This window comes from Maribacter arenosus, assembly GCF_014610845.1.
Lineage (GTDB): Bacteria > Bacteroidota > Bacteroidia > Flavobacteriales > Flavobacteriaceae > Maribacter_A > Maribacter_A arenosus.
In genome coordinates, this window is the sequence record NZ_JABTCG010000004.1 from 469,032 (window position 1) to 488,565 (window position 19,534).

Consider the following 19,534-nt stretch of genomic DNA (forward strand, 5'->3'; position numbering starts at 1 on the left):
CTAAATTAAAAAAGGGTTACCAAAAGTAACCCTTTTTTCAAAATGTATATGGTTTAGTACCCAGGATTTTGTGTTAAAGTACCGTTCGCAGCATCAATTTGAGGCTGTGGAATCGGGAACAATGATTTATAGGCATCATTATTTGTTTTTTCCCACCATGGGTCATCAAATTTACCAAAACGAATCAAATCTTGTCTTCTAGTCGCTTCCATGAACATTTCACGTCCGCGTTCTGCCAAGAAAGAATCGGCATCTAAAGTAGGCATGGCACCAAGACCTGCTCTGGCGCGAATAGTATTCACATCAGGACCGGCCAATGACCAATCGCCTGCTGCCCTTGCCAATCCTTCGGCACGAATCAAGTACATTTCACCCAAACGGATAATCGGCATATCATTGTCCATTTCAGATCTTTGGAAAAGACGATGGCTGAATTTACCTAAACGGGCCCCACCTTTTCTTGAGGCATTGGGCTCTAACTCATTAATTTCAGGTGTGTAATTCAATTCCAATTGTCCGTCGGTAGCGGCGTAATCCAAAATGGCCGATCCATTATAATCAAATTGTGGACCTACAATAAAACTGGCCTCTTTTCTCGCATCGGCATTGTCATACGAATTGTAAAAATCCTCAAGAGCCGAATATCCGTTCCATGGTTGATCTACAAAATTCCAAGTGAACTGACTTGAATAGTGTAAGGACATTACATGGAAATTCATTCCGCCTCCAGTTACCCCATCATAGGCAACTGACCAAATAATTTCCGGGTTATCTTGATTGTTCGGTGCAAAAACGGCTGCATAGCCTTCCAAGGTTTCTGGATCAGTATCAACAGCTGGTCTTTTTCCAGGGTTAGGTACACTACAACCAACTCCACAAAGTACATAACCGGAATTATCGATCACATAGGAAGCCGCATTGGCAGCCTCCAAGTATCTAGGCGTACCTGTATAAACTTCGGCATTCAAATATAATTTAGCCAATAACCCTAATGCTGCATATTGGTTAACCCGATATGGATTGACCTCAACACCAAGTGGACTTGCTGACAAGTCCATAGCACCGGTTACTGCAGGTATGCCCAAAGCGGTTAACAACTCGGTTTCAACAAAGTTGAACACTTGCTGTCTTGTTGATTGGGGTGCATCGGTACCTGTTGCGGTAATCAATTTTACCCTACCATAAAGATCCAATAACCTAAAATAGAACAAAGCCCGTAAGACCTTGACCTGTGCAGTCTGGTTGGCATCCAAGGAAGTGGCCAATAAATCGTTACAGGCTGCAATAGCTGTATATTGCTGATTCCAAGTGCCTTCAATCGGGCCATTGGATGGACCAAAAGTATGGCGGTGCATATCGATCCAAATACCACCATCGTACCAGTCCCCCCCTTTTTGGGTTACGGCCATTTCATCCGTTGAAACGGATTGTACGGACCAGTAACCGCCGTGGTTGGCACTTCCCGCGTCACGCAATTGGCTAAAGGCCACGCTCAAGGCGTCATTACCTCCGTTACCACCGCCTGCAAAATTAGTGCTTGGTTCATCGATACTTACGGCCTGATCGATCTCCCCGATCAGATCTTCTTCCAAATCGGTACAGGAAGCCAAAAAGACCCCGCTGCACATCATGAGTAGTTTAAATATATTTTTTTTCATTGCTTATTTTTTTAAAAGTTTATGTTTAGTCCCAGCGTGAACGTGGTGGCCGAAAAATAATTGCTTCTTCGGTCTATACCGGGAATAAGTGGGTCAGGGGAATCGGTGGTGGTAAAACCTGCATTATCCGCTTCCGAACCTCTATCCTGTAATGCAGGTTCAGGATCAGACCCTGTATAATTGGTAATGGTAAACAAGTTCTGTCCACTTGCGGTTACCCGTACGCCTTTTATGTATTTATTCTCCCCAAGGTCGAACGTATATCCTATAGACAGGTTGTCCAATTTAACGAAATCGGCTTTTTCAACATATAGTGAGCTGAACTTTGCATTCGTGATGGCAGGATCGGCGAATTCGGTATTCACAAAGTTGTATGAACCCTGGCTACCTACACGTGGCTCGTAGAAGGCACGGTATGTATTGATCAAACTATGACCAAAAGCTCCTCTGAAGAACGCATTTAAATCCCACCTTTTATAGGTGAGTCGGTTGGTCCATCCTAATTCAAAATCAGGGGTACCTTTACCCAATACGGCAAAGTCCCCATCAGGATCTAATGCATTATTCTGTGCAGTCAGAAGTTGACCGTCTCCGTTAAGATCTTCCAGTACTTGACTGCCATCTACCACTTCACCGGTAAAGACGGGCCCCCAAATCTGGCCGATTTCCTCACCTTCCCTAACAAGGATCATATCCGTATCGTTCTGACCAGGCGCTCCTAAAGAACCTCTCATTTCTTGGGGAATGGTGTATTTCTCTAACGTTGTCTTGTTTCGTGACAATACAATACCGGTATTGTAGTTCAAATCTTCGGATTTGACCACATCATAGTTTACGGCCAATTCAAAACCTGAAGATTTCATTTCCCCAGCATTTTCCCATCGTCGTCCAGTAGGGAATATAGTTACGTCTACATCCCGTTCCAGTATAAAATCGCTTATATTTCTGGTATAGATGTCAAGTGTGGCACCCAATCTACCGGAGGCGAATTCAAGACCAAAGTTGGTTTCGGCTTTTTCCTCCCATTTCAAGTCAGGATTGGCATCAGTAAGTTGGTTACTACTTAACTTACCATCTGCTGGTTCATATAAAGATCGAGAGAGCCCATTTGAACTAGGCAAAGCACCTGTTACCCCATACCCTACACGAACTTTCAATAGGTCCACATTGTTCAATTCCAAATAATGGTTCAAGTCGGCCCCGATACCTACTGCAGGGAAGGTGGCCCATTGATTGTCCTTACCAAACTTGGTAGAACCCTCACGTCGAACTGAGGCATTAAAGAAAATGGCATTGTCAAAGGTGGCACTAGCCCTACCAAAGAAGGCTATAATGCGATCGTCTGGAGATGCACCACTGTTCGCATCGATAAAACCGGCATTTTCCAAATCCTGGGACCATTCCAACGCATTGATATAATCAATGTTGTCATTCGGGAAATCGCCCAAGGACAAAAAGTAGTCATATCGATTGTTCTGTTGCCAGGAGTAACCTCCGGTAAAGGTTAAATCGGCTGCACCTATGCTTGCTTTATAGGTAGAATACAATTCGAACAATTTAAAATCTGTGTCTTCATTGTACAGTCGGGCCAAACCTTTACGGTTAGGGCTGGTGGCATTCCCTCTCCATAAAGAGGTAGTCCTATAGTATTCCTTATTGGTTAACTTGCTCGTCTGTTGCGAAACCAAAGCGTTCAAATCCCAATTGTCCATGATCTTGTAATTGAAATTCGCGCTATAGGTAAATTCGCTTTTATCACCGTTGTTCGAATTCTGCTGTATTATGGATACCGGGTTGAAACTATCAAACAATCCCAAGGTCTCAAAATACCCACCGAAGGTCGGGGAATCAAATTGGAAAGGAGAATCAACACCATATACGGGAGCTGTTGGGTTATACAACAACGCATATCGCAATGCTTCGTTAAATCCGTACCTGCTCTTTCTTTTGGTATATGACATATTAAAATCGATTTTCAATTTGTCATTAAAGGTATAGGTGGTAACACTGGCCCGGGTATTGTATTGTTTAAAACCGGAGTTCTTCAATATACCTTGAGCATCTCTGAAGTTTCCGGAAATACGGTAGTTCGTGTTCTCATCCCCACCGGAAATGGCCACGTTATTTATTTTGGTAGAAGCATCCATGGTTACCAGATCCAACCAATCCGTACGTGAGCCCAAATCGACACCACCTGCAGCAGCAAATTCGTCTGGCGACATCACATCTACATTGTTAGCTATCGTAGATAACGCCAAAGAACCATTATAGTCGACACTGGTTTTGCCTGAAGTACCTCGTTTGGTAGTAACTAGAATAACCCCAGATGAACCCCTTGTTCCGTAAATCGCAGCCGCCGAACCATCTTTAAGTACGTTGACACTTGCGATATCGTTAGGATCCACGTTGTTCAACGAAGCCCCAACGACCCCATCGATAACCACTAAGGGTTCGGAGTTCGCACCTACGGTAGAAATACCCCTTAAACGGATAACGGCATCTTCATTCGGGTTGCCCCCTTTATTGTAGATACTTAAACCCGCTACCTTACCTTGTAGCAATTGGGAGGCATCATTTACCGTACCTTGGTTGAATTCTTCCTCACCAACAACGGTAACTGCGGAGGTAATCTCCTTTTTAGTGGAAGAACCATACCCCACGATGACCACTTCATCCAAGGCCTGAGCGTCTTCCGCTAAGGTAACTGTAATATTTGTTTGTCCGCCTACCGGAATCTCAGTTGTACTGTAGCCAATATAACTGATAACCAAAGTGGCATTTTCTCCAACGGTGATGGTAAAATTACCATCAAAATCGGTTTGTGTTCCATTCGTTGTCCCTTTTTCGACAACACTTGCCCCTGGTAAGGGACCATTGGCATCTGAAACAGTTCCAGATACCTCTTGAGCCTGTGCCCATCCAAAGCAAATAAATGCCCCGACAAGCAGGAAGCTTCTTAACAAAGTAATCTTCATAAAGACTTGATTTAAGTTTGAGTTAATTTTATTCAAGGGTTAAAAATATATAAAATTTTGTTAATGTCCCATATTATAAGGTGTTAAATACTACGAAAACGGTTTCGTGTTGATAACTTCCCAAATTTAGGATACTGATAATTGAATGCTTGTTAAAATGGTTTTTTCATAAAATCTAAATGAAAAAAGTGGGGATGTGGAAATGGTCTACAAATATAAACTTTATATTTTTATTATGAAGTACCTTTATTTTTGCCAAAATGTCTTAACATTCAATGAAGGAATATTACCTTCGTATTCAGTGGAAGAAACAAGATGTGAGAACTAGGTTATGAAAAGGAAGATTACCTTAAAACAGATTGCGCGTGAGTTGGAAGTTTCGATATCTACCGTATCAAAAGCCTTGAAAGACAGCGCGGAAATAAGTGAGGATACCAAACAAAAAATCAAGGCTTTCGCGAAATTGTACCACTACAGGCCAAATAACCTGGCCATAAGCCTTAAAAACAGGCGTACCAAAAATATTGGGGTAATCATTCCTGATATCGTACATTATTTTTTCACTACGGTTTTTAGGGGAATAGAGCATTACTCCCAGGAACATGGCTATAATATAATTGCCTGTGTTTCCGATGAATCCCTGGAAAAAGAGATTATAAATATGGAGATGCTGGCAAATGGCAGTGTCGATGGCTTTATACTGGCCTTGTCTGCCGAAACCCAAAAAAAGAATGAGTTCGATCATTTAAGGGAAATATTGGATCAAGGTATCCCACTTGTATTATTCGATCGCGTAACCGATGAAATTGAATGCGACAAGGTTATGATCAATGATCAGGAGGCCGCGTTTCTAGGGGTTAAGAAATTTATTGACAATGGTAGAAAAAAAATTGCACTGATCACAACCGAGGATTACTTTAGCGTGAGTCGGGATCGAGAAGCAGGGTATCGGCAAGCCCTTCTACAATTTGGATTGCCCTTAGATGAAGATCTTATTTTAAAATTACCCTTTATGGCATTGGACGAAAGCGCCATCAATATGTTTTTTAGTACGCAGGAGGTTGACGCCGTTTTATGCGTCAATGAGATATTCGCCATACACTGTATGAACCTTGTGCAACAAAAGGGCATAAAGGTACCTGAAGAGATATCGTTTATTGGCTTTACAGACGGTATTTTATCAAAATATGCCAATCCGGGACTTACCTCAATAGCGCAACATGGTTTTCGAATGGGTGAGATAGCCGCCAAAATGCTGATCGGGAAAATTGAGGACGATTTGGGGGAGGAAGAAGAGGAAACCTACCATACAGAGATCATACGGTCCAATATCATCGAACGAGGCTCAACAATCAATTAACATAATGAAGAATTAATGAACAAAATTGGATTTATTTTCGATTTGGACGGCGTTATTGTAGACACTGCCAAATACCATTATTTGGCATGGAAGAAACTCGCCAATGAATTGGGTTTTGATTTTACCGATGAGCAAAACGAACTGTTCAAAGGGGTAAGCCGAAAACGTTGTCTCGAAATTTTATTGGATATTGGCAAGGTAAAGGCCACACAAGAACAATTCGATGCTTGGATGGTCGAGAAAAATGAAGATTATCTTAGATATATCGAAAACATGGACGCTTCGGAAATATTACCGGATGTCACTAAGGTTTTGAAATATTTAAAATCTAAGGAAGTTCCGATAGCGTTGGGTTCTGCAAGTAAGAACGCCAAACCCATTCTGGAAAAAGTGGGACTTTTGCCGTATTTTGACGCAATCGTAGATGGTAATAGTGTTACCAAAGCAAAACCAGATCCTGAGGTTTTTCTGATTGCAGCTCGTAAATTAGGAGTAAGAGCAAAGGATTGTGTTGTTTTTGAAGATGCGGTTGCTGGCATAGAAGCCGCAAACAATGCGGAAATGACGAGTATAGGTATTGGTGATGCCCGTGTTTTGTCAGGTGCGGATTATAATTTTAAAGATTTCACCGAAATCGATTTGAGTTTTTTTGAAAATCTAATGAACACTAAATGAATCAAGAATATATAAAAGCGGACGTTTGGTCGATTATCGAAGAAGGTTATGACCAAGAAACAGTAAAATCATCAGAAAGCCTTTTCAGTTTGGGAAATGGGGCGATGGGGCAACGCGCCAACTTTGAGGAACGGTATACCGGACCTACTTTTCAAGGCAGTTATATCGCAGGGGTCTATTATCCCGATAAAACACGAGTAGGTTGGTGGAAAAACGGGTATCCCGAATATTTTGCCAAGGTGTTGAACGCACCTAACTGGATAGGTATTGATGTGCTAATCAATAACGAACCGCTAGATTTATTTACCTGTTCCTCAGTGACCGATTTTCGTCGGGAATTGAATATGAAAGAAGGGTGGTATAAACGTAAGTTCAAGGCGACCTTACCCAATTCGATAAAAGTACAAGTTGAAATAACCCGATTTTTAAGCCTTGATCTAAATGAACTAGGGGCCATCGATTACAATATTACCTTATTGGATCAAGATGCCGAAGTCACTTTCATCCCTTACCTCGATAGTGGCATTACCAATGAGGATAGCAATTGGGACGACAAATTCTGGAATACCACTGCAGTTGATTCAAAAGGCAGTAGGGCCTATATCGAAGCGCATACCATGAAGACGAATTTTAAGACTTGCACCTTCATGCATGCGGAATTATATCATGCAGGGAAAAAATTGAATGTTGCTCCCGGGCTTAGCAAGAAAGATACCTGGGTGGGCCATACCTATACCCAAAAGGTAAAGCAAGGTGAACCTATATCCTTACACAAGTTCGGTGGCTATACCGTATCCCGATACCATAAAACAGGTTCTTTGGTAGAAGCTGCCGATAGCGTATTAGACCAAGCCCTTGAATTAGGTTTTGATGTTTTGTTGGAAAAACAGAAAAAAGCTTGGGCATCCATTTGGCAAATGAGCGATATTACTATCGACGGGGATATAAAGGCCCAACAAGGAATCCGTTTCAATATATTCCAGTTGAATCAAACCTATTTGGGTACCGATTCCAGATTAAATATAGGTCCGAAGGGATTTACAGGGGAGAAATACGGCGGAAGCACCTATTGGGATACCGAGGCTTATTGCATCCCTTTTTATATGGCAACAAAAGACCAAAAAGTGGCGAGGAATTTATTGAAGTATCGCTATGCACATTTAGAGAAAGCCATAGAGAATGCCCGGAAATTAGGTTTTAAGAACGGTGCAGCCCTTTATCCCATGGTTACGATGAACGGGGAGGAATGCCATAATGAATGGGAGATCACCTTTGAGGAAATCCATAGAAATGGGGCCATTGCATTTGCGATTTTTAATTACTACCGTTTTACTGGGGATTACTCTTACATTCCGGAAATGGGGCTTGAAGTCTTGATCGGAATCGCCCGTTTTTGGTATCAAAGGGCCAATTATTCAGAGGCCAAGAACAAGTATGTCATCCTAGGGGTAACAGGCCCAAATGAGTATGAGAACAATGTGAACAACAATTGGTATACGAATTATTTGGCCAAATGGTGTATTGAATACACCTTGGAACAGTTGCAAAAGGTAAAGGATGGATATCCTGATGACTATCAACGTATCATCGGCCATACCCAGTTAACCTCGAACGAAACCGATAAATGGAAAGGAGTTGCCAAAAATATGTACTTCCCCTATTCTGAAAAGTATGGAGTTTATCTACAACAAGATGGCTTTTTGGATAAAGAACTGATTACGGTAGAGCATTTGGATAAATTGGACCGACCCATAAATCAGAAATGGAGCTGGGACCGTATTTTAAGGTCTCCATATATTAAGCAGGCCGATGTACTCCAATGTTTTTATTTCTTCGAAGATCATTTCCCCTTGGAGGATCTGCAGAAACATTTCGATTTTTATGAACCCTTCACTGTTCATGAATCATCGCTCTCGCCTTGTGTACATAGCATACAGGCGGCCAAATTGGACCGTATGGACCAGGCGTATCGGTTCTACCTAAGAACATCAAGACTAGATCTTGATGATTATAATAAGGAAGTGGAGGAAGGCCTTCATATAACATCGATGGCAGGGACTTGGATGAGTATCGTTGAAGGTTTTGGTGGGTTACGGGTTATTGATGATAAATTATCATTTACCCCTAGAATTCCTAAAAATTGGAAATCCTATTCCTTCAAGATAAACTTTAGGAATAGAATACTAAAAGTGACCGTTACGGCTACCGATACCCTATTTAATCTGGAAGGCAGGGAACAAATGTCAATACGCCTAAACGGTAAACGGCTGGAGTTGAATCCAAATGAAGAAATTTCAGCTTAAATGAACGGTTTTAGAATCATAGTGATATTGCTTATAATTTCGATGATTCAAGCGTGTACGAAACAAAAAGAAAATAACCCAATGGAATCCCGGATCAAAGCGAGAAAAGAAGTTGTCTTTCAGGTCTTCACCCGCCTTTTTGGCAATACGAATACGACCAATAAACCCTGGGGGACCCTAGAAGAGAATGGCGTGGGTAAGTTTTCTGATTTTTCAGATAAGGCCCTTAAGGAAATTAAGGATCTCGGCGTAACCTATATTTGGTATACAGGGGTGCCCCATCATGATGTCATCACTGATTATAGCGTCTATGGCATTTCCAATGATGACCCTGATATTGTTAAAGGAAGGGCAGGGTCACCGTATGCGGTTAAGGATTATTATAATGTAAATCCTGATTTGGCCGAGGACCCAAAGAATAGGTTGGCCGAGTTCAAGGATTTGATCTCCCGGACACACCGGACAGGTCTCAAGGTACTGATCGATATTGTTCCGAATCATGTTGCCCGAAATTATGAAGGTGGATCCACTCCGGAAGGTCACGAACCATTTGGGGCTTCAGACGATAAAACAAATGAGTATAAGAGGGATAATAATTTCTATTACATTCCTTCCCAGACTTTCAAAGTCCCCGAATGGCGTAATGGTTATTTGCCTTTGGGTGGCGAAGATCATGTTTTGGCGGATGGCAAGTTCATGGAAGACCCTGCAAAATGGACAGGCAATGGGTCTCGAATGGCACAACCCGATATGAATGATTGGTATGAGACCGTAAAGATAAATTATGGGGTGCGACCAGATGGGTCATATGATTTTGATAGGCTCCCGGAAGGCTTCGAGTTTAAGAAGTATCCTGAGCATTATGAGTTTTGGTCCACCAAATCGGTGCCTAGTTCTTGGGTCAAATTCAAGGATATCGCCTTGTACTGGATAGCAAAGGGTGTTGATGGCTTCCGTTTCGATATGGCCGAGATGGTTCCTGTGGAATTCTGGAGCTATATGAATTCACATATTAAAATGAGCAATCCGGAAGCATTTCTTTTGGCTGAGGTTTATAATCCTGGATTGTATCGGGATTATATCTTCAAGGGTAAAATGGATTATCTCTACGACAAAGTGGAGATGTACGATTCTTTAAAACATATTATGCAGGGTCATGGGTGGACTGACCATATCCCTGTCGTAAAAAAGAATTTAAGCGATATTGAGCATCATATGCTCCATTTTCTTGAGAACCATGATGAGCAACGTATTGCAAGCCCTGATTTTGCTGGCGATGCCCAAAGAGGTAAACCGGCCATGGTGGTTTCTGCAACGATTAGCACGTCCCCTACCATGATCTATTTTGGTCAAGAAGTAGGCGAACCCGGAAAGGAAAACGCAGGGTTTGGACAACCTTCCCGAACTTCTATTTTTGACTATATCGGGGTGCCCCACCATCAGCGCTGGGTGAACGACAAAAAATTCGATGGCGGACAATTGTCTAACGAGGAAAAGGCACTTCGGAATTTTTATAAGACCTTGTTGAATTTTACCATAGGCAGCGAAGCCTTAATGGGCAATTATAAGGATATCCATTATTATAATCGAGAGCACACCGAGAACTATAATCATAGGGTATTGTCATATGCGCGGTGGTCGGCCAAAGAAAAGTTGGTAATCGTCTCTAATTTTGATGCCAATGATACATACGGATTTGAATTAAAAATTCCGGAAGATCTTATTTCAATGTGGTTGCTCAAGGATGGGGTTTACCTTATGAGGGACCAATTGACCTCAAATAAGGAATTAAAACTTATCGTAGAAGATGGTTTGGGGAAAATGGATGTCAAGATAAAATCCTTGGAGTCTTTCATATTTAAATTGGAACTTGATTAAAAGTTGGATCAATTGAAGTTCATACCTACAACACAAGTCGAGCGAATTCACAATTATATTTGTTTTCATTAAACAAGAAATGAGAAAACATACCATATACTTATTACTACTCTTATCTTTAGTTTTGGTTCAAAACTGCATTATGGATAAAAAACCTTTGGTCATTGGTCATCGTGGTGCGATGGGTCACGAAACTGAAAACACCTTAGCCTCTGTGCAAAAAGCTATGGATCTTGGCGTTGATATGATTGAAATCGATGTGTTTAAAATCAAAAGTGGTGAAATTGTTGTTTTCCATGACGTATATCTTGATAGATTGACCGACACTACGGGTAAAATAGAGGAATTTGATTATCAGCAATTAAGGAACGTGAATGTCGAAGGGGGGCATGCAATTCCACTTTTGGTCGAGGTACTTAACCTTATCGATAAAAAGGTCACGTTGAATATAGAATTGAAAGGGGCAGGCACAGCAACTGATGTCGACTCAATTGTAAGGAGGTATATTAATCAAAACGGATGGTCAAAAGTTGACTTTCTTATTTCAAGTTTTAAATGGGATGAATTACGTACGATGAGAAAGCTCAATGCCGATATACCCATTGCCATTTTGACCGAAGACGAACCTCTCGAAAGTCTGCCCATTGCCCAAGAACTCAATGCCGTGGCCATTAACCCCGATTTTGTAAAACTGGATAAGGAGAAGGTTCATAAAATAAAGGGGGCAGGGTTTAAAATCTATCCATGGACGATTGATGAACCGACCGATATCGAAATGGCCAAATCATGGGCTGTGGATGGTATCATAACCAACTACCCTGAAAGAATCAATTGATGTTCGATGTAATCATTATTGGAGGTGGGGCAGCTGGTTTCTACGCTGCGGTCCATTTGGCCGAAATAAATCCTGACCTTGAGATTGCGATTTTGGAAAGGGGTAAAGAGGTTCTTAAGAAGGTGAGGATTTCTGGTGGAGGACGTTGCAATGTAACCAACAGCGAAACTGATCCAAGTGCATTGACACGCAATTACCCCCGAGGTGCCAAAGAGTTGTTAGGGCCATTGTATACCCATGGCACGCAAGACACTATGCAATTCTTCATCGATAGGGGAGTTCCTCTAAAAGTTGAAGACGATGGCAGGGTGTTTCCCGTATCGAACTCTTCCCAAACCATTGTAGATTTTTTCTTAAATGAGATAGTGCGATTGGGAATTCAGGTCTTCAGACAGAGTTCTGTAGTTGCCATTGAAGCGATGCCAGAGGAAGATTCCGGTACTAAATGGAAAATAACCACAGTAAAAAACCATTATTTCTGCAAAAAGGTGTTGGTTGCGGCCGGCAGCAATCCGAAAGTCTGGAAACTTTTGGAAAACCTTGGACATACAATTGTACCACCAGTACCATCACTATTTACCTTTAACATTACCGACGAACGAATTAAGGGGATACAAGGTGTAAGTACACCAGCCAGGGTTGAGGTACTTCCAAAACATACCTATAGGCCAGAGATTACTCTCAATCTTAAAAGTAAGGGAAAGGAGAAAACCCTTTATAGCGCCGAGGGCCCATTGCTCGTTACGCATTGGGGACTAAGTGGTCCGGTTATATTAAGACTTTCCGCTTGGGGTGCCCTCACCTTGCACGACTATAATTATCGTTTTCCTATTCGTGTCAATTGGCTTCCTGAGTACCATCAAAGCTCCGTATTAGCTTTGTTGATGGAAGTTAAGGAGGTGGAAGCCAAGAAAACGGTGCTACGGACCAAAGTCGTTGAAATCCCAAGACGACTTTGGACGAATTTGGTCAAGGCTTCGGGAATTGCCAAAGATGAAAGGTGGGCAGATGTTACTAAGGAGCAATTACAAAACCTTTCCGCTCAATTGACAAATGGAAGATTTTTGGTGGAAGGCAAAAGCACCTTTAAAGATGAATTCGTTACCGCAGGCGGCCTTGACCTTAAGGAAATCAATTTCAAGACCTATGAAAGCAAAATCCATAAAAACCTTTATTTTGCTGGGGAAATTATCAATGTGGATGCGATTACTGGTGGGTTTAATTTTCAAAATGCCTGGACAAGCAGCTATATTGCCGCCCAGGCTATCGCAACAGAACTGACGAAGGAAAAATGATCTATATCGCTTTTTTAAGAGGTATTAATGTAAGTGGCCATAAGATAATAAAGATGGCCGACTTGCGAAGCCTATTGGAAGATGTGGGATTCCAAGATGTTTTAACCTATATTCAAAGTGGGAATATAGTTTTTAAAAGCGCCGTTCAACTACCGACCAAACTAGAAAATATAATATCCAATACTATTTTGGACCAGTATGGTTTTGAAATTCCTGTCATTGTGAAGCAGAGAAGCGAAATAGAGGGTATTATGGCCAATAATCCTTTTACTGACCCAAAGGACATCGATGAAAATAAGGTCTATTTTGTATTGCTGAAAACTGAACCCAAAGCTGAAAAGATAAAGGCCTTATCCGCTCTTAAATTTGAGAACGAAGAACTCGTAATTACACCGAAATGTGTTTATTTAAAATGTGCTTTAGGTGCTGGTAAGGCAAAATGCGATAACAACCTTATTGAGCGCAAACTTCAAGTCGAAGCAACAACACGTAACCCTAAGACCCTATTGAAATTGTTGGATTTATCGTCGGATTAGTTCAGTTCCCATATGTTGTAATTCAAAACTGTTGCAAAACATACCCACAAAAAATAAGGGACAAGTAACCAGGCCGCAATTTTGCTCACGATCCTGAACCAACGAAAGGTCAAGACAATTAGAATGAGTAAGGTTATAATGACGACAAGACCCCAAAAAGGTTCTCTAAAGCCAAAGAATACAATACTCCACGTAGCATTCAATAGCAATTGAAAAGCAAAATGGTACAAGGCGGTCTTTACCCATAAATGATGGAAACCTTTGGCCCAGACAAGCCCGGCAGCCACGCCCATCATTATGTATAGCACTGTCCATACGGGGGCAAATACCCAATTAGGAGGGTTGAAATCGGGTTTGTTCAAAGTCAGATACCAATCATTTACCGAACTCTGGGTGGCAAAACCGGATAAAAATCCAACGACCAGACAAACACCCACCGCAAGGGCAATATAGGTTAATTTTTTTTTCACTGGGTTGATTATTATCCTCTAAAATAAGGATTAAATCTATTGGTGGTGTACGATCTACATAAAAACTATCTTTGCATAAATTTCAGTATAATGACGCACTCTGAATTCCTTCCCTCAAAATATACCCGAATCGCAGAGGAAGGGAAGGTGACCTATAAAGCTCCAAGTAATATTGCTTTGGTAAAATATTGGGGTAAGAAAGAAAATCAGATTCCTGCAAATCCATCCATTAGTTTTACGTTGGATGCCTGTTCCACGACAACTTCATTAACCTATTCAAGGTTAAAGGAAAAAAGAATTGGATTCTCTTTTGAGTTGTTGTTCGAAGGAAAACCCAAACAAGATTTTAAACCTAAAATCGAGTCTTTTTTTAAGCGTATTGATACCTATCTTCCTTTTTTAAGGGAGTATCATTTAACGATCGAAACCTCGAATTCATTCCCCCATAGTAGTGGCATAGCTTCATCGGCAAGCAGCATGGCGGCTTTGGCGTTGGGACTTATGCATGTCGAAAAAGAATTGGACCCAACGATCACCCATGAGTTCTTTTTAAGAAAAGCCTCATTTTTGGCCCGTTTAGGTTCCGGCAGTGCATGTCGAAGCATCGAAGGTGACTTGATACAATGGGGGAGCCATAAGGATATTCCGGGTAGCTCAGACCTATTCGCCATCAAATATCCCTTTACTGTACATGATGTATTCCATAAATATCATGATACTATTCTTTTGGTTGATAAAGGTCAAAAGCAGGTCAGTAGCACGGTGGGCCATGATCTTATGCATGGTCATCCTTTTGCGGAACGGCGTTTTATACAAGCCCATGATCATATTTCAAAACTTATCGATGTATTCGCCACAGGAAACTTAAAGGAGTTTATTCAGATTGTTGAAAGTGAGGCATTGACCTTGCATGCCATGATGATGACCAGTATGCCTTATTATATTTTGATGAAACCGAATACGCTGAGCATAATTCAAAAGATTTGGGAATTTCGCGACACTTCTAATACCCATCTTTGCTTCACCTTGGATGCCGGCGCGAACGTACATATCCTGTATCCTGAAGATGAGAAAGAAAAAGTATTCCAATTTATTAAGGATGAGTTGGTTGCATATTGCGAAAACGGACAGTATATTTGCGACAGAATTGGTTTCGGAGCTAAAAGATTAATACCTTCATAGGTATAATTTATAGGGATAAAGTGACGTTTGATAGGTAGCACCTACAGGGTTAGGTAGAAGAGTTTTTGATAGGATTGAATATTTTGTTTATCTTTATAATTATTTAATTGAACAAAAACAAGTTGTGATGTTAAATTCACATCCTTGTAATGAGTGACAAATTGAACTAAAACTTAAATGAGCATTGCGTAGTTTTTACGTCTTTGAGGTTAATACTTTAAAATTGCTATGAAAGGACCATTGTTTTATTCTAAAATCCTACTTTTTGGGGAGTATGGGATCATTAAGGATTCCAAAGGACTTTCCATACCTTATAATTTTTTTAAGGGCGCTTTGAAAAAAGATGGAAATTTATCGGACGAGGCGCTTAAGTCAAATGGGTATTTAAAGAACTTTGTTTATTATTTAGAAGAACTTGCGGCCAACGATTCGGAATTGGTCTCTTTTGACTTTAAAAAATTAAAGAACGATGTGGATGGAGGGATGTATTTTGACAGTTCAATTCCACAAGGATACGGAGTAGGTAGTAGTGGTGCTTTGGTGGCCGCGGTCTATGATAAATATGCCCAGGATAAAATTACCGTTTTAGAGAATTTAACCCGTGAAAAACTATTGCATTTAAAAGCTGTTTTCGGGAAGATGGAATCTTTCTTTCATGGTAAATCCTCTGGTTTGGATCCGTTGAACAGTTATTTAAGCTTGCCGATCCTTATCAATTCCCAGGATAATATAGAATCTACCAGTATTCCTTCCCAAAACAAAGAGGGTAAAGGAGCAGTGTTTTTATTGGATAGTGGCGCAACCGGGGAGACGGCACCTATGGTACACTTGTTTATGGAAAAAATGAAGCAGGAAGGTTTTCGGCAAATGTTGAAAAACCAGTTTATTAAACATACCGATGCCTGCGTTGAGGATTTTATCAATGGAAACATGAAATCCCTTTTTGGGAACTTAAAAGAGTTGTCCCATGTGGTTTTGGATAACTTCAAACCCATGATCCCTGCGAAATTCCATAAATTATGGAAACAAGGTATCGATACGAATGACTACTATTTAAAACTTTGTGGCTCTGGGGGCGGTGGTTATATCTTAGGGTTTACCCAAGATATTGACAAAGCCAAAAATATACTCAAGGATTACAAATTGGAAGTAGTTTACAACTTCTAAGATCCCTCAAATGCTGAGCAGAAAAAACAAGCTCTTACTACTTAAGATGTTGAGCCTGTTCTCTATTGTGCGGGGTTATAATATCTTGGTAATTGCCCTCGCCCAATATTTGGCTTCCATTTATATTCTAGCCCCTGATTTACCATTGCGGAAAGTGGTTTTCGATCTCAATCTTTTTTGCATCGTACTCTCATCAACCTTGGTCATTGCAGGAGGTTACATCATTAATAGCTTTTATGATTCCGAAAAGGACCTGATCAATAAACCCAGGAAAAGTATGCTAGACCGCCTTGTGGGGCAACAGACAAAGCTTTCAGCTTATTTCACCATGAATTTTCTGGCCGCGTTTTTTGCAAGTTATGTTTCATTTAGGGCGGTTTTTTTCTTTTCGGCCTATATTTTTGGAATATGGTTTTATTCCCACAAACTGAAAAAAGTACCATTTCTTGGTAATTTTGTTTCAGCTACCTTGGCCATAGCTCCATTTTTTGCAGTTTTTGTTTATTACAAAAACTTTGACACGGTCATATTTGTTCATGCCCTTTTCCTTTTCCTATTGATCCTAGCTCGGGAAATGATCAAGGATTTAGAGAATATTGCCGGGGACATAGCCCAGAATTATAAGACAATCCCCATTTTGTATGGTGCTAAAATTTCCAAAATAGGTATTACGGTATTGATAGCAACGACCCTTATACCCTCATTATTGCTTATTAATTATTTCGATGTTGGTTATATGTACCTCTATTTCATCGCCTGTATCGCACTTTTGGGCATTTTTCTTGTCCTCCTGTGGAAATCGAGAACAAAGTTTCATTATGTCTGGCTGCACAATATCCTAAAATTGATTATTGTACTCGGAGTTTTTAGTATTTTATTGATCAATGTCGACCTTGTATTGAATCGTATTTTATAAGGAATAAGCAATCCCAGGGGTAAGGAAAAAAGTGTACTGCCAATATTTATAGGTTATTCCTATGAAGTCCGAAATTCATTTAGTTACCTTTGCAAAAATTGGAAGGATATGGGTAGGTCAGATTCAAATAAGGGCAGCAAGGCATCAGGGCGACAAGGAGGCACATTTAGAAAGAAGAGTTACGCTAGGGGCAATGCACCTATTAGGGGGAAAAGTGAGCCCCAAAAGCAAGCGGATCCCAATCTGATACGTTTAAATAAATATGTAGCCAATTCGGGTGTGTGCTCGCGAAGGGATGCCGATATCTATATCGCTGCAGGGAATATTACCGTTAATGGGAAGCCCATCACCGAAATGGGATATAAGGTTAAAAAAACCGATGTTATAAAGTTCGATGGGCGTTTGCTGAATCCTGAAAAGAAGGAATATGTATTGTTGAACAAGCCTAAGGATTTTTCGACTACGATTCGTGATGAGAGTGGAAAACGCAATGTGAACGGTTTAATTTCTAGTGCTTCAAAATCAACATTGTTGCCTATAGATAAGATGGGTAAAGAGGCCACTGGCCTTTTATTATTCACCAATGATAGCGAGATGACCAGGCGATTGAAAAGTCCTAAAAATGGACTTCGTAAAATTTATCATGTGGTATTGAACCGGGAGCTTCGTAGCGCCGATCTAAAGAAAATACAAGAGGGGATAATTTTGGATGAAAAACCTGTACGTGTACAGGACATAAGTTTTATTGATAACGCACCCAAGCACGAAGTCGGGATTGAGATCTATAGTTCAAAGCATAGAATCGTTGAACGTCTTTTTGAACATTTGGAATATGAGGTTGTTAAAATAGACCGCGTTGCCTACGCCGGATTGACCAAGAAGGATCTACCACGAGGTCATTGGCGATATTTGACCGATCAAGAAGTGATCAACTTGGGGATGATTAAATAAGTTTCTTCATCTTACCACGAATCTCCTTTAAACATAAATTGCCCAAACTTCCCTCGTGGGTATGCTGAATATCGCGTTTGGGAGTGAAGGTACCCGCATTGATTTCCATTCCCATTTTTTTATAGGCATCACGGAATGGCATACCATTTTGAACCAATTCATTCAAAGTGTCTACGCTAAACAGGTAATCGTATTTGGGATCTTCAAGAATGTTCTTGTTCACACGGATTTCCTTTAAACTGAAAGTGAGGATTTCCAGACAAGCCTTCATGTCTTGAATGGCGGGAACAATGACTTCCTTAACCAATTGTAGGTCTCTATGGTACCCACTGGGCAGGTTGTTGGTGATCATCGTCAACTGGGTTGGTACGGCCTGAAGTTTGTTGCATTTGGCACGGACCAATTCGAATACATCCGGATTCTTCTTATGGGGCATAATACTGCTGCCGGTGGTCAATTCATCGGGAAAGGAGATGAAATCGAAATTCTGGCTCATATAAAGGCAGATGTCCATAGCCATTTTGGATAGGGTAGCACCAATACTGGCCATACCAAAAGCAGTTGCTTTTTCAACCTTACCACGGCTCATTTGTGCGGCTACGACATTGTATTTTAGGGTCTCAAAGCCCATTTCCTTTGTAGAAAATTCCCTGTCGATGGGAAAGGAACTTCCATAACCTGCAGCACTACCCAATGGATTTTGGTCAGCCACCTTATAAGCGGCGTCGATAAAGTATAGATCATCGATCATACTTTCTGCGTAGGCCGAAAACCATAGTCCGAATGAGGAAGGCATGGCAATCTGTAAGTGGGTGTACCCTGGTAATAGCACCTCTTTATGTTCTTCTGCCAAATCCATGAGCAGATCAAAAAGTGTAAGTGTCCCACTTTTGATCTCCAGCAATTCATTTTTCAAATATAGATGCATGGCCACCAATACTTGGTCATTTCTTGAACGTGCCGTGTGTATCTTTTTTCCGGTATCTCCTAATTTCTCAATGAGTAAAAACTCGATTTTAGAATGCATGTCCTCAAAAGAATCTTCAATGGTAAATGAATTCTTTTCGATGGTGTTGGATATATCGTTCAATGCATTGATCAACGCCGTGGTCTCCTCCTTGGTCAATAAGCCGATTTTACCCAGCATTTTGGCATGGGCTTTCGAGGCGATAACATCATATTTAACCAATTGTAGATCCAATTCCCGATCATTACCTACGGTAAAATGGTCTATTTTTTGGTCGGTGCTGAATCCTTTGTCCCAGAGTTTCATAATTCTTCGTTTTTGTCATTCCTGCCATAGCAGTAATCTATATTTATAAAGGTACTTTAG

General features: G+C 40.9%; 15 protein-coding genes. 11 read left to right on the forward strand and 4 right to left on the reverse strand.

The genetic code is table 11. From position 1 onward, the window contains the following. Nucleotides 1-53: 53 nt before the first annotated feature. The gene (locus HPE63_RS13000; RefSeq protein WP_188314698.1) at nucleotides 54-1,658 is read right to left on the reverse strand and encodes a RagB/SusD family nutrient uptake outer membrane protein; all 1,605 of its coding nucleotides are present in this window, start codon (nucleotides 1,656-1,658) and stop codon (nucleotides 54-56) included. A gap of 11 nt (nucleotides 1,659-1,669) precedes the next feature. Beyond that, nucleotides 1,670-4,633, reverse strand: coding sequence for a TonB-dependent receptor domain-containing protein (locus HPE63_RS13005; RefSeq protein ID WP_188314699.1), 2,964 nt, complete (start codon nucleotides 4,631-4,633; stop codon nucleotides 1,670-1,672). Between the two features lie 331 nt (nucleotides 4,634-4,964). Between HPE63_RS13005 and HPE63_RS13010 the strand changes: the two genes are divergently transcribed. The 7 genes from HPE63_RS13010 to HPE63_RS13040 all read left to right on the forward strand — a co-directional run bounded on the left by HPE63_RS13010 (nucleotide 4,965) and on the right by HPE63_RS13040 (nucleotide 13,515). Then, complete coding sequence (locus HPE63_RS13010) at nucleotides 4,965-5,993, forward strand: LacI family DNA-binding transcriptional regulator (RefSeq protein ID WP_188314700.1); 1,029 nt, start codon at nucleotides 4,965-4,967, stop codon at nucleotides 5,991-5,993. A gap of 15 nt (nucleotides 5,994-6,008) precedes the next feature. Next, nucleotides 6,009-6,668, forward strand: coding sequence for a beta-phosphoglucomutase (gene pgmB / locus HPE63_RS13015; protein ID WP_188314701.1), 660 nt, complete (start codon nucleotides 6,009-6,011; stop codon nucleotides 6,666-6,668). Beyond that, nucleotides 6,665-8,971 (forward strand): glycoside hydrolase family 65 protein, encoded by a 2,307-nt coding sequence (locus tag HPE63_RS13020; RefSeq protein WP_188314702.1) that lies wholly within the window; start codon nucleotides 6,665-6,667, stop codon nucleotides 8,969-8,971. The genes pgmB and HPE63_RS13020 overlap by 4 nt, the downstream gene beginning before the upstream one ends. A gap of 81 nt (nucleotides 8,972-9,052) precedes the next feature. Then, nucleotides 9,053-10,849 carry an alpha-amylase family protein gene (locus HPE63_RS13025; RefSeq protein WP_394355021.1) on the forward strand — a complete coding sequence of 599 codons (1,797 nt, stop codon included), beginning with the start codon at nucleotides 9,053-9,055 and terminating at the stop codon, nucleotides 10,847-10,849. Nucleotides 10,850-10,991: 142 nt separating this feature from the next. After that, complete coding sequence (locus tag HPE63_RS13030; RefSeq protein ID WP_223198150.1) at nucleotides 10,992-11,684, forward strand: glycerophosphodiester phosphodiesterase; 693 nt, start codon at nucleotides 10,992-10,994, stop codon at nucleotides 11,682-11,684. Beyond that, nucleotides 11,684-12,979, forward strand: a complete 1,296-nt coding sequence (locus HPE63_RS13035) for a BaiN/RdsA family NAD(P)/FAD-dependent oxidoreductase (RefSeq protein ID WP_188314705.1) — start codon at nucleotides 11,684-11,686, stop codon at nucleotides 12,977-12,979. The genes HPE63_RS13030 and HPE63_RS13035 overlap by 1 nt, the downstream gene beginning before the upstream one ends. After that, nucleotides 12,976-13,515 (forward strand): DUF1697 domain-containing protein, encoded by a 540-nt coding sequence (locus HPE63_RS13040; protein ID WP_188314706.1) that lies wholly within the window; start codon nucleotides 12,976-12,978, stop codon nucleotides 13,513-13,515. The genes HPE63_RS13035 and HPE63_RS13040 overlap by 4 nt, the downstream gene beginning before the upstream one ends. On the opposite strand, the gene HPE63_RS13045 is transcribed toward HPE63_RS13040, so the two are convergent. Beyond that, nucleotides 13,512-13,985, reverse strand: coding sequence for a TspO/MBR family protein (locus HPE63_RS13045; RefSeq protein ID WP_188314707.1), 474 nt, complete (start codon nucleotides 13,983-13,985; stop codon nucleotides 13,512-13,514). The genes HPE63_RS13040 and HPE63_RS13045 overlap by 4 nt on opposite strands. A gap of 90 nt (nucleotides 13,986-14,075) precedes the next feature. On the opposite strand from HPE63_RS13045, the gene HPE63_RS13050 reads away from it, so the two are divergent. The 4 genes from HPE63_RS13050 (at nucleotide 14,076) to HPE63_RS13065 (ending at nucleotide 18,201) form a co-directional block, all read left to right on the forward strand. Continuing rightward, entirely contained in the window at nucleotides 14,076-15,167 is a 1,092-nt protein-coding gene (locus tag HPE63_RS13050; RefSeq protein WP_188314708.1) for a diphosphomevalonate/mevalonate 3,5-bisphosphate decarboxylase family protein, read from the forward strand. Nucleotides 15,168-15,395: 228 nt separating this feature from the next. Further along, nucleotides 15,396-16,334, forward strand: a complete 939-nt coding sequence (locus HPE63_RS13055) for a mevalonate kinase family protein (RefSeq protein ID WP_188314709.1) — start codon at nucleotides 15,396-15,398, stop codon at nucleotides 16,332-16,334. Between the two features lie 10 nt (nucleotides 16,335-16,344). Further along, nucleotides 16,345-17,250: a geranylgeranylglycerol-phosphate geranylgeranyltransferase gene (locus tag HPE63_RS13060; RefSeq protein WP_188314710.1), complete on the forward strand. Its 906-nt coding sequence runs from the start codon at nucleotides 16,345-16,347 to the stop codon at nucleotides 17,248-17,250. A gap of 108 nt (nucleotides 17,251-17,358) precedes the next feature. Next, nucleotides 17,359-18,201, forward strand: a complete 843-nt coding sequence (locus tag HPE63_RS13065; RefSeq protein ID WP_188314711.1) for a pseudouridine synthase — start codon at nucleotides 17,359-17,361, stop codon at nucleotides 18,199-18,201. Here HPE63_RS13065 and argH read toward each other — a convergent pair. Beyond that, nucleotides 18,194-19,474 carry an argininosuccinate lyase gene (gene argH / locus HPE63_RS13070; protein ID WP_188314712.1) on the reverse strand — a complete coding sequence of 427 codons (1,281 nt, stop codon included), beginning with the start codon at nucleotides 19,472-19,474 and terminating at the stop codon, nucleotides 18,194-18,196. The two genes, HPE63_RS13065 and argH, sit on opposite strands and share 8 nt — an antisense overlap. Nucleotides 19,475-19,534 lie beyond the last annotated feature (60 nt).

What these genes read in the sequence shown, in the direction of transcription:
- HPE63_RS13000 (WP_188314698.1), bottom strand. Translation starts at nt 1,658, where the DNA reads ATGAAAAAAAATATATTTAAACTACTCATGATGTGCAGCGGGGTCTTT.
- HPE63_RS13005 (WP_188314699.1), bottom strand. Translation starts at nt 4,633, where the DNA reads ATGAAGATTACTTTGTTAAGAAGCTTCCTGCTTGTCGGGGCATTTATT.
- HPE63_RS13010 (WP_188314700.1), top strand. Translation starts at nt 4,965, where the DNA reads ATGAAAAGGAAGATTACCTTAAAACAGATTGCGCGTGAGTTGGAAGTT.
- pgmB (WP_188314701.1), top strand. Translation starts at nt 6,009, where the DNA reads ATGAACAAAATTGGATTTATTTTCGATTTGGACGGCGTTATTGTAGAC.
- HPE63_RS13020 (WP_188314702.1), top strand. Translation starts at nt 6,665, where the DNA reads ATGAATCAAGAATATATAAAAGCGGACGTTTGGTCGATTATCGAAGAA.
- HPE63_RS13025 (WP_394355021.1), top strand. Translation starts at nt 9,053, where the DNA reads ATGGAATCCCGGATCAAAGCGAGAAAAGAAGTTGTCTTTCAGGTCTTC.
- HPE63_RS13030 (WP_223198150.1), top strand. Translation starts at nt 10,992, where the DNA reads ATGGATAAAAAACCTTTGGTCATTGGTCATCGTGGTGCGATGGGTCAC.
- HPE63_RS13035 (WP_188314705.1), top strand. Translation starts at nt 11,684, where the DNA reads ATGTTCGATGTAATCATTATTGGAGGTGGGGCAGCTGGTTTCTACGCT.
- HPE63_RS13040 (WP_188314706.1), top strand. Translation starts at nt 12,976, where the DNA reads ATGATCTATATCGCTTTTTTAAGAGGTATTAATGTAAGTGGCCATAAG.
- HPE63_RS13050 (WP_188314708.1), top strand. Translation starts at nt 14,076, where the DNA reads ATGACGCACTCTGAATTCCTTCCCTCAAAATATACCCGAATCGCAGAG.
- HPE63_RS13055 (WP_188314709.1), top strand. Translation starts at nt 15,396, where the DNA reads ATGAAAGGACCATTGTTTTATTCTAAAATCCTACTTTTTGGGGAGTAT.
- HPE63_RS13060 (WP_188314710.1), top strand. Translation starts at nt 16,345, where the DNA reads ATGCTGAGCAGAAAAAACAAGCTCTTACTACTTAAGATGTTGAGCCTG.
- HPE63_RS13065 (WP_188314711.1), top strand. Translation starts at nt 17,359, where the DNA reads ATGGGTAGGTCAGATTCAAATAAGGGCAGCAAGGCATCAGGGCGACAA.
- argH (WP_188314712.1), bottom strand. Translation starts at nt 19,474, where the DNA reads ATGAAACTCTGGGACAAAGGATTCAGCACCGACCAAAAAATAGACCAT.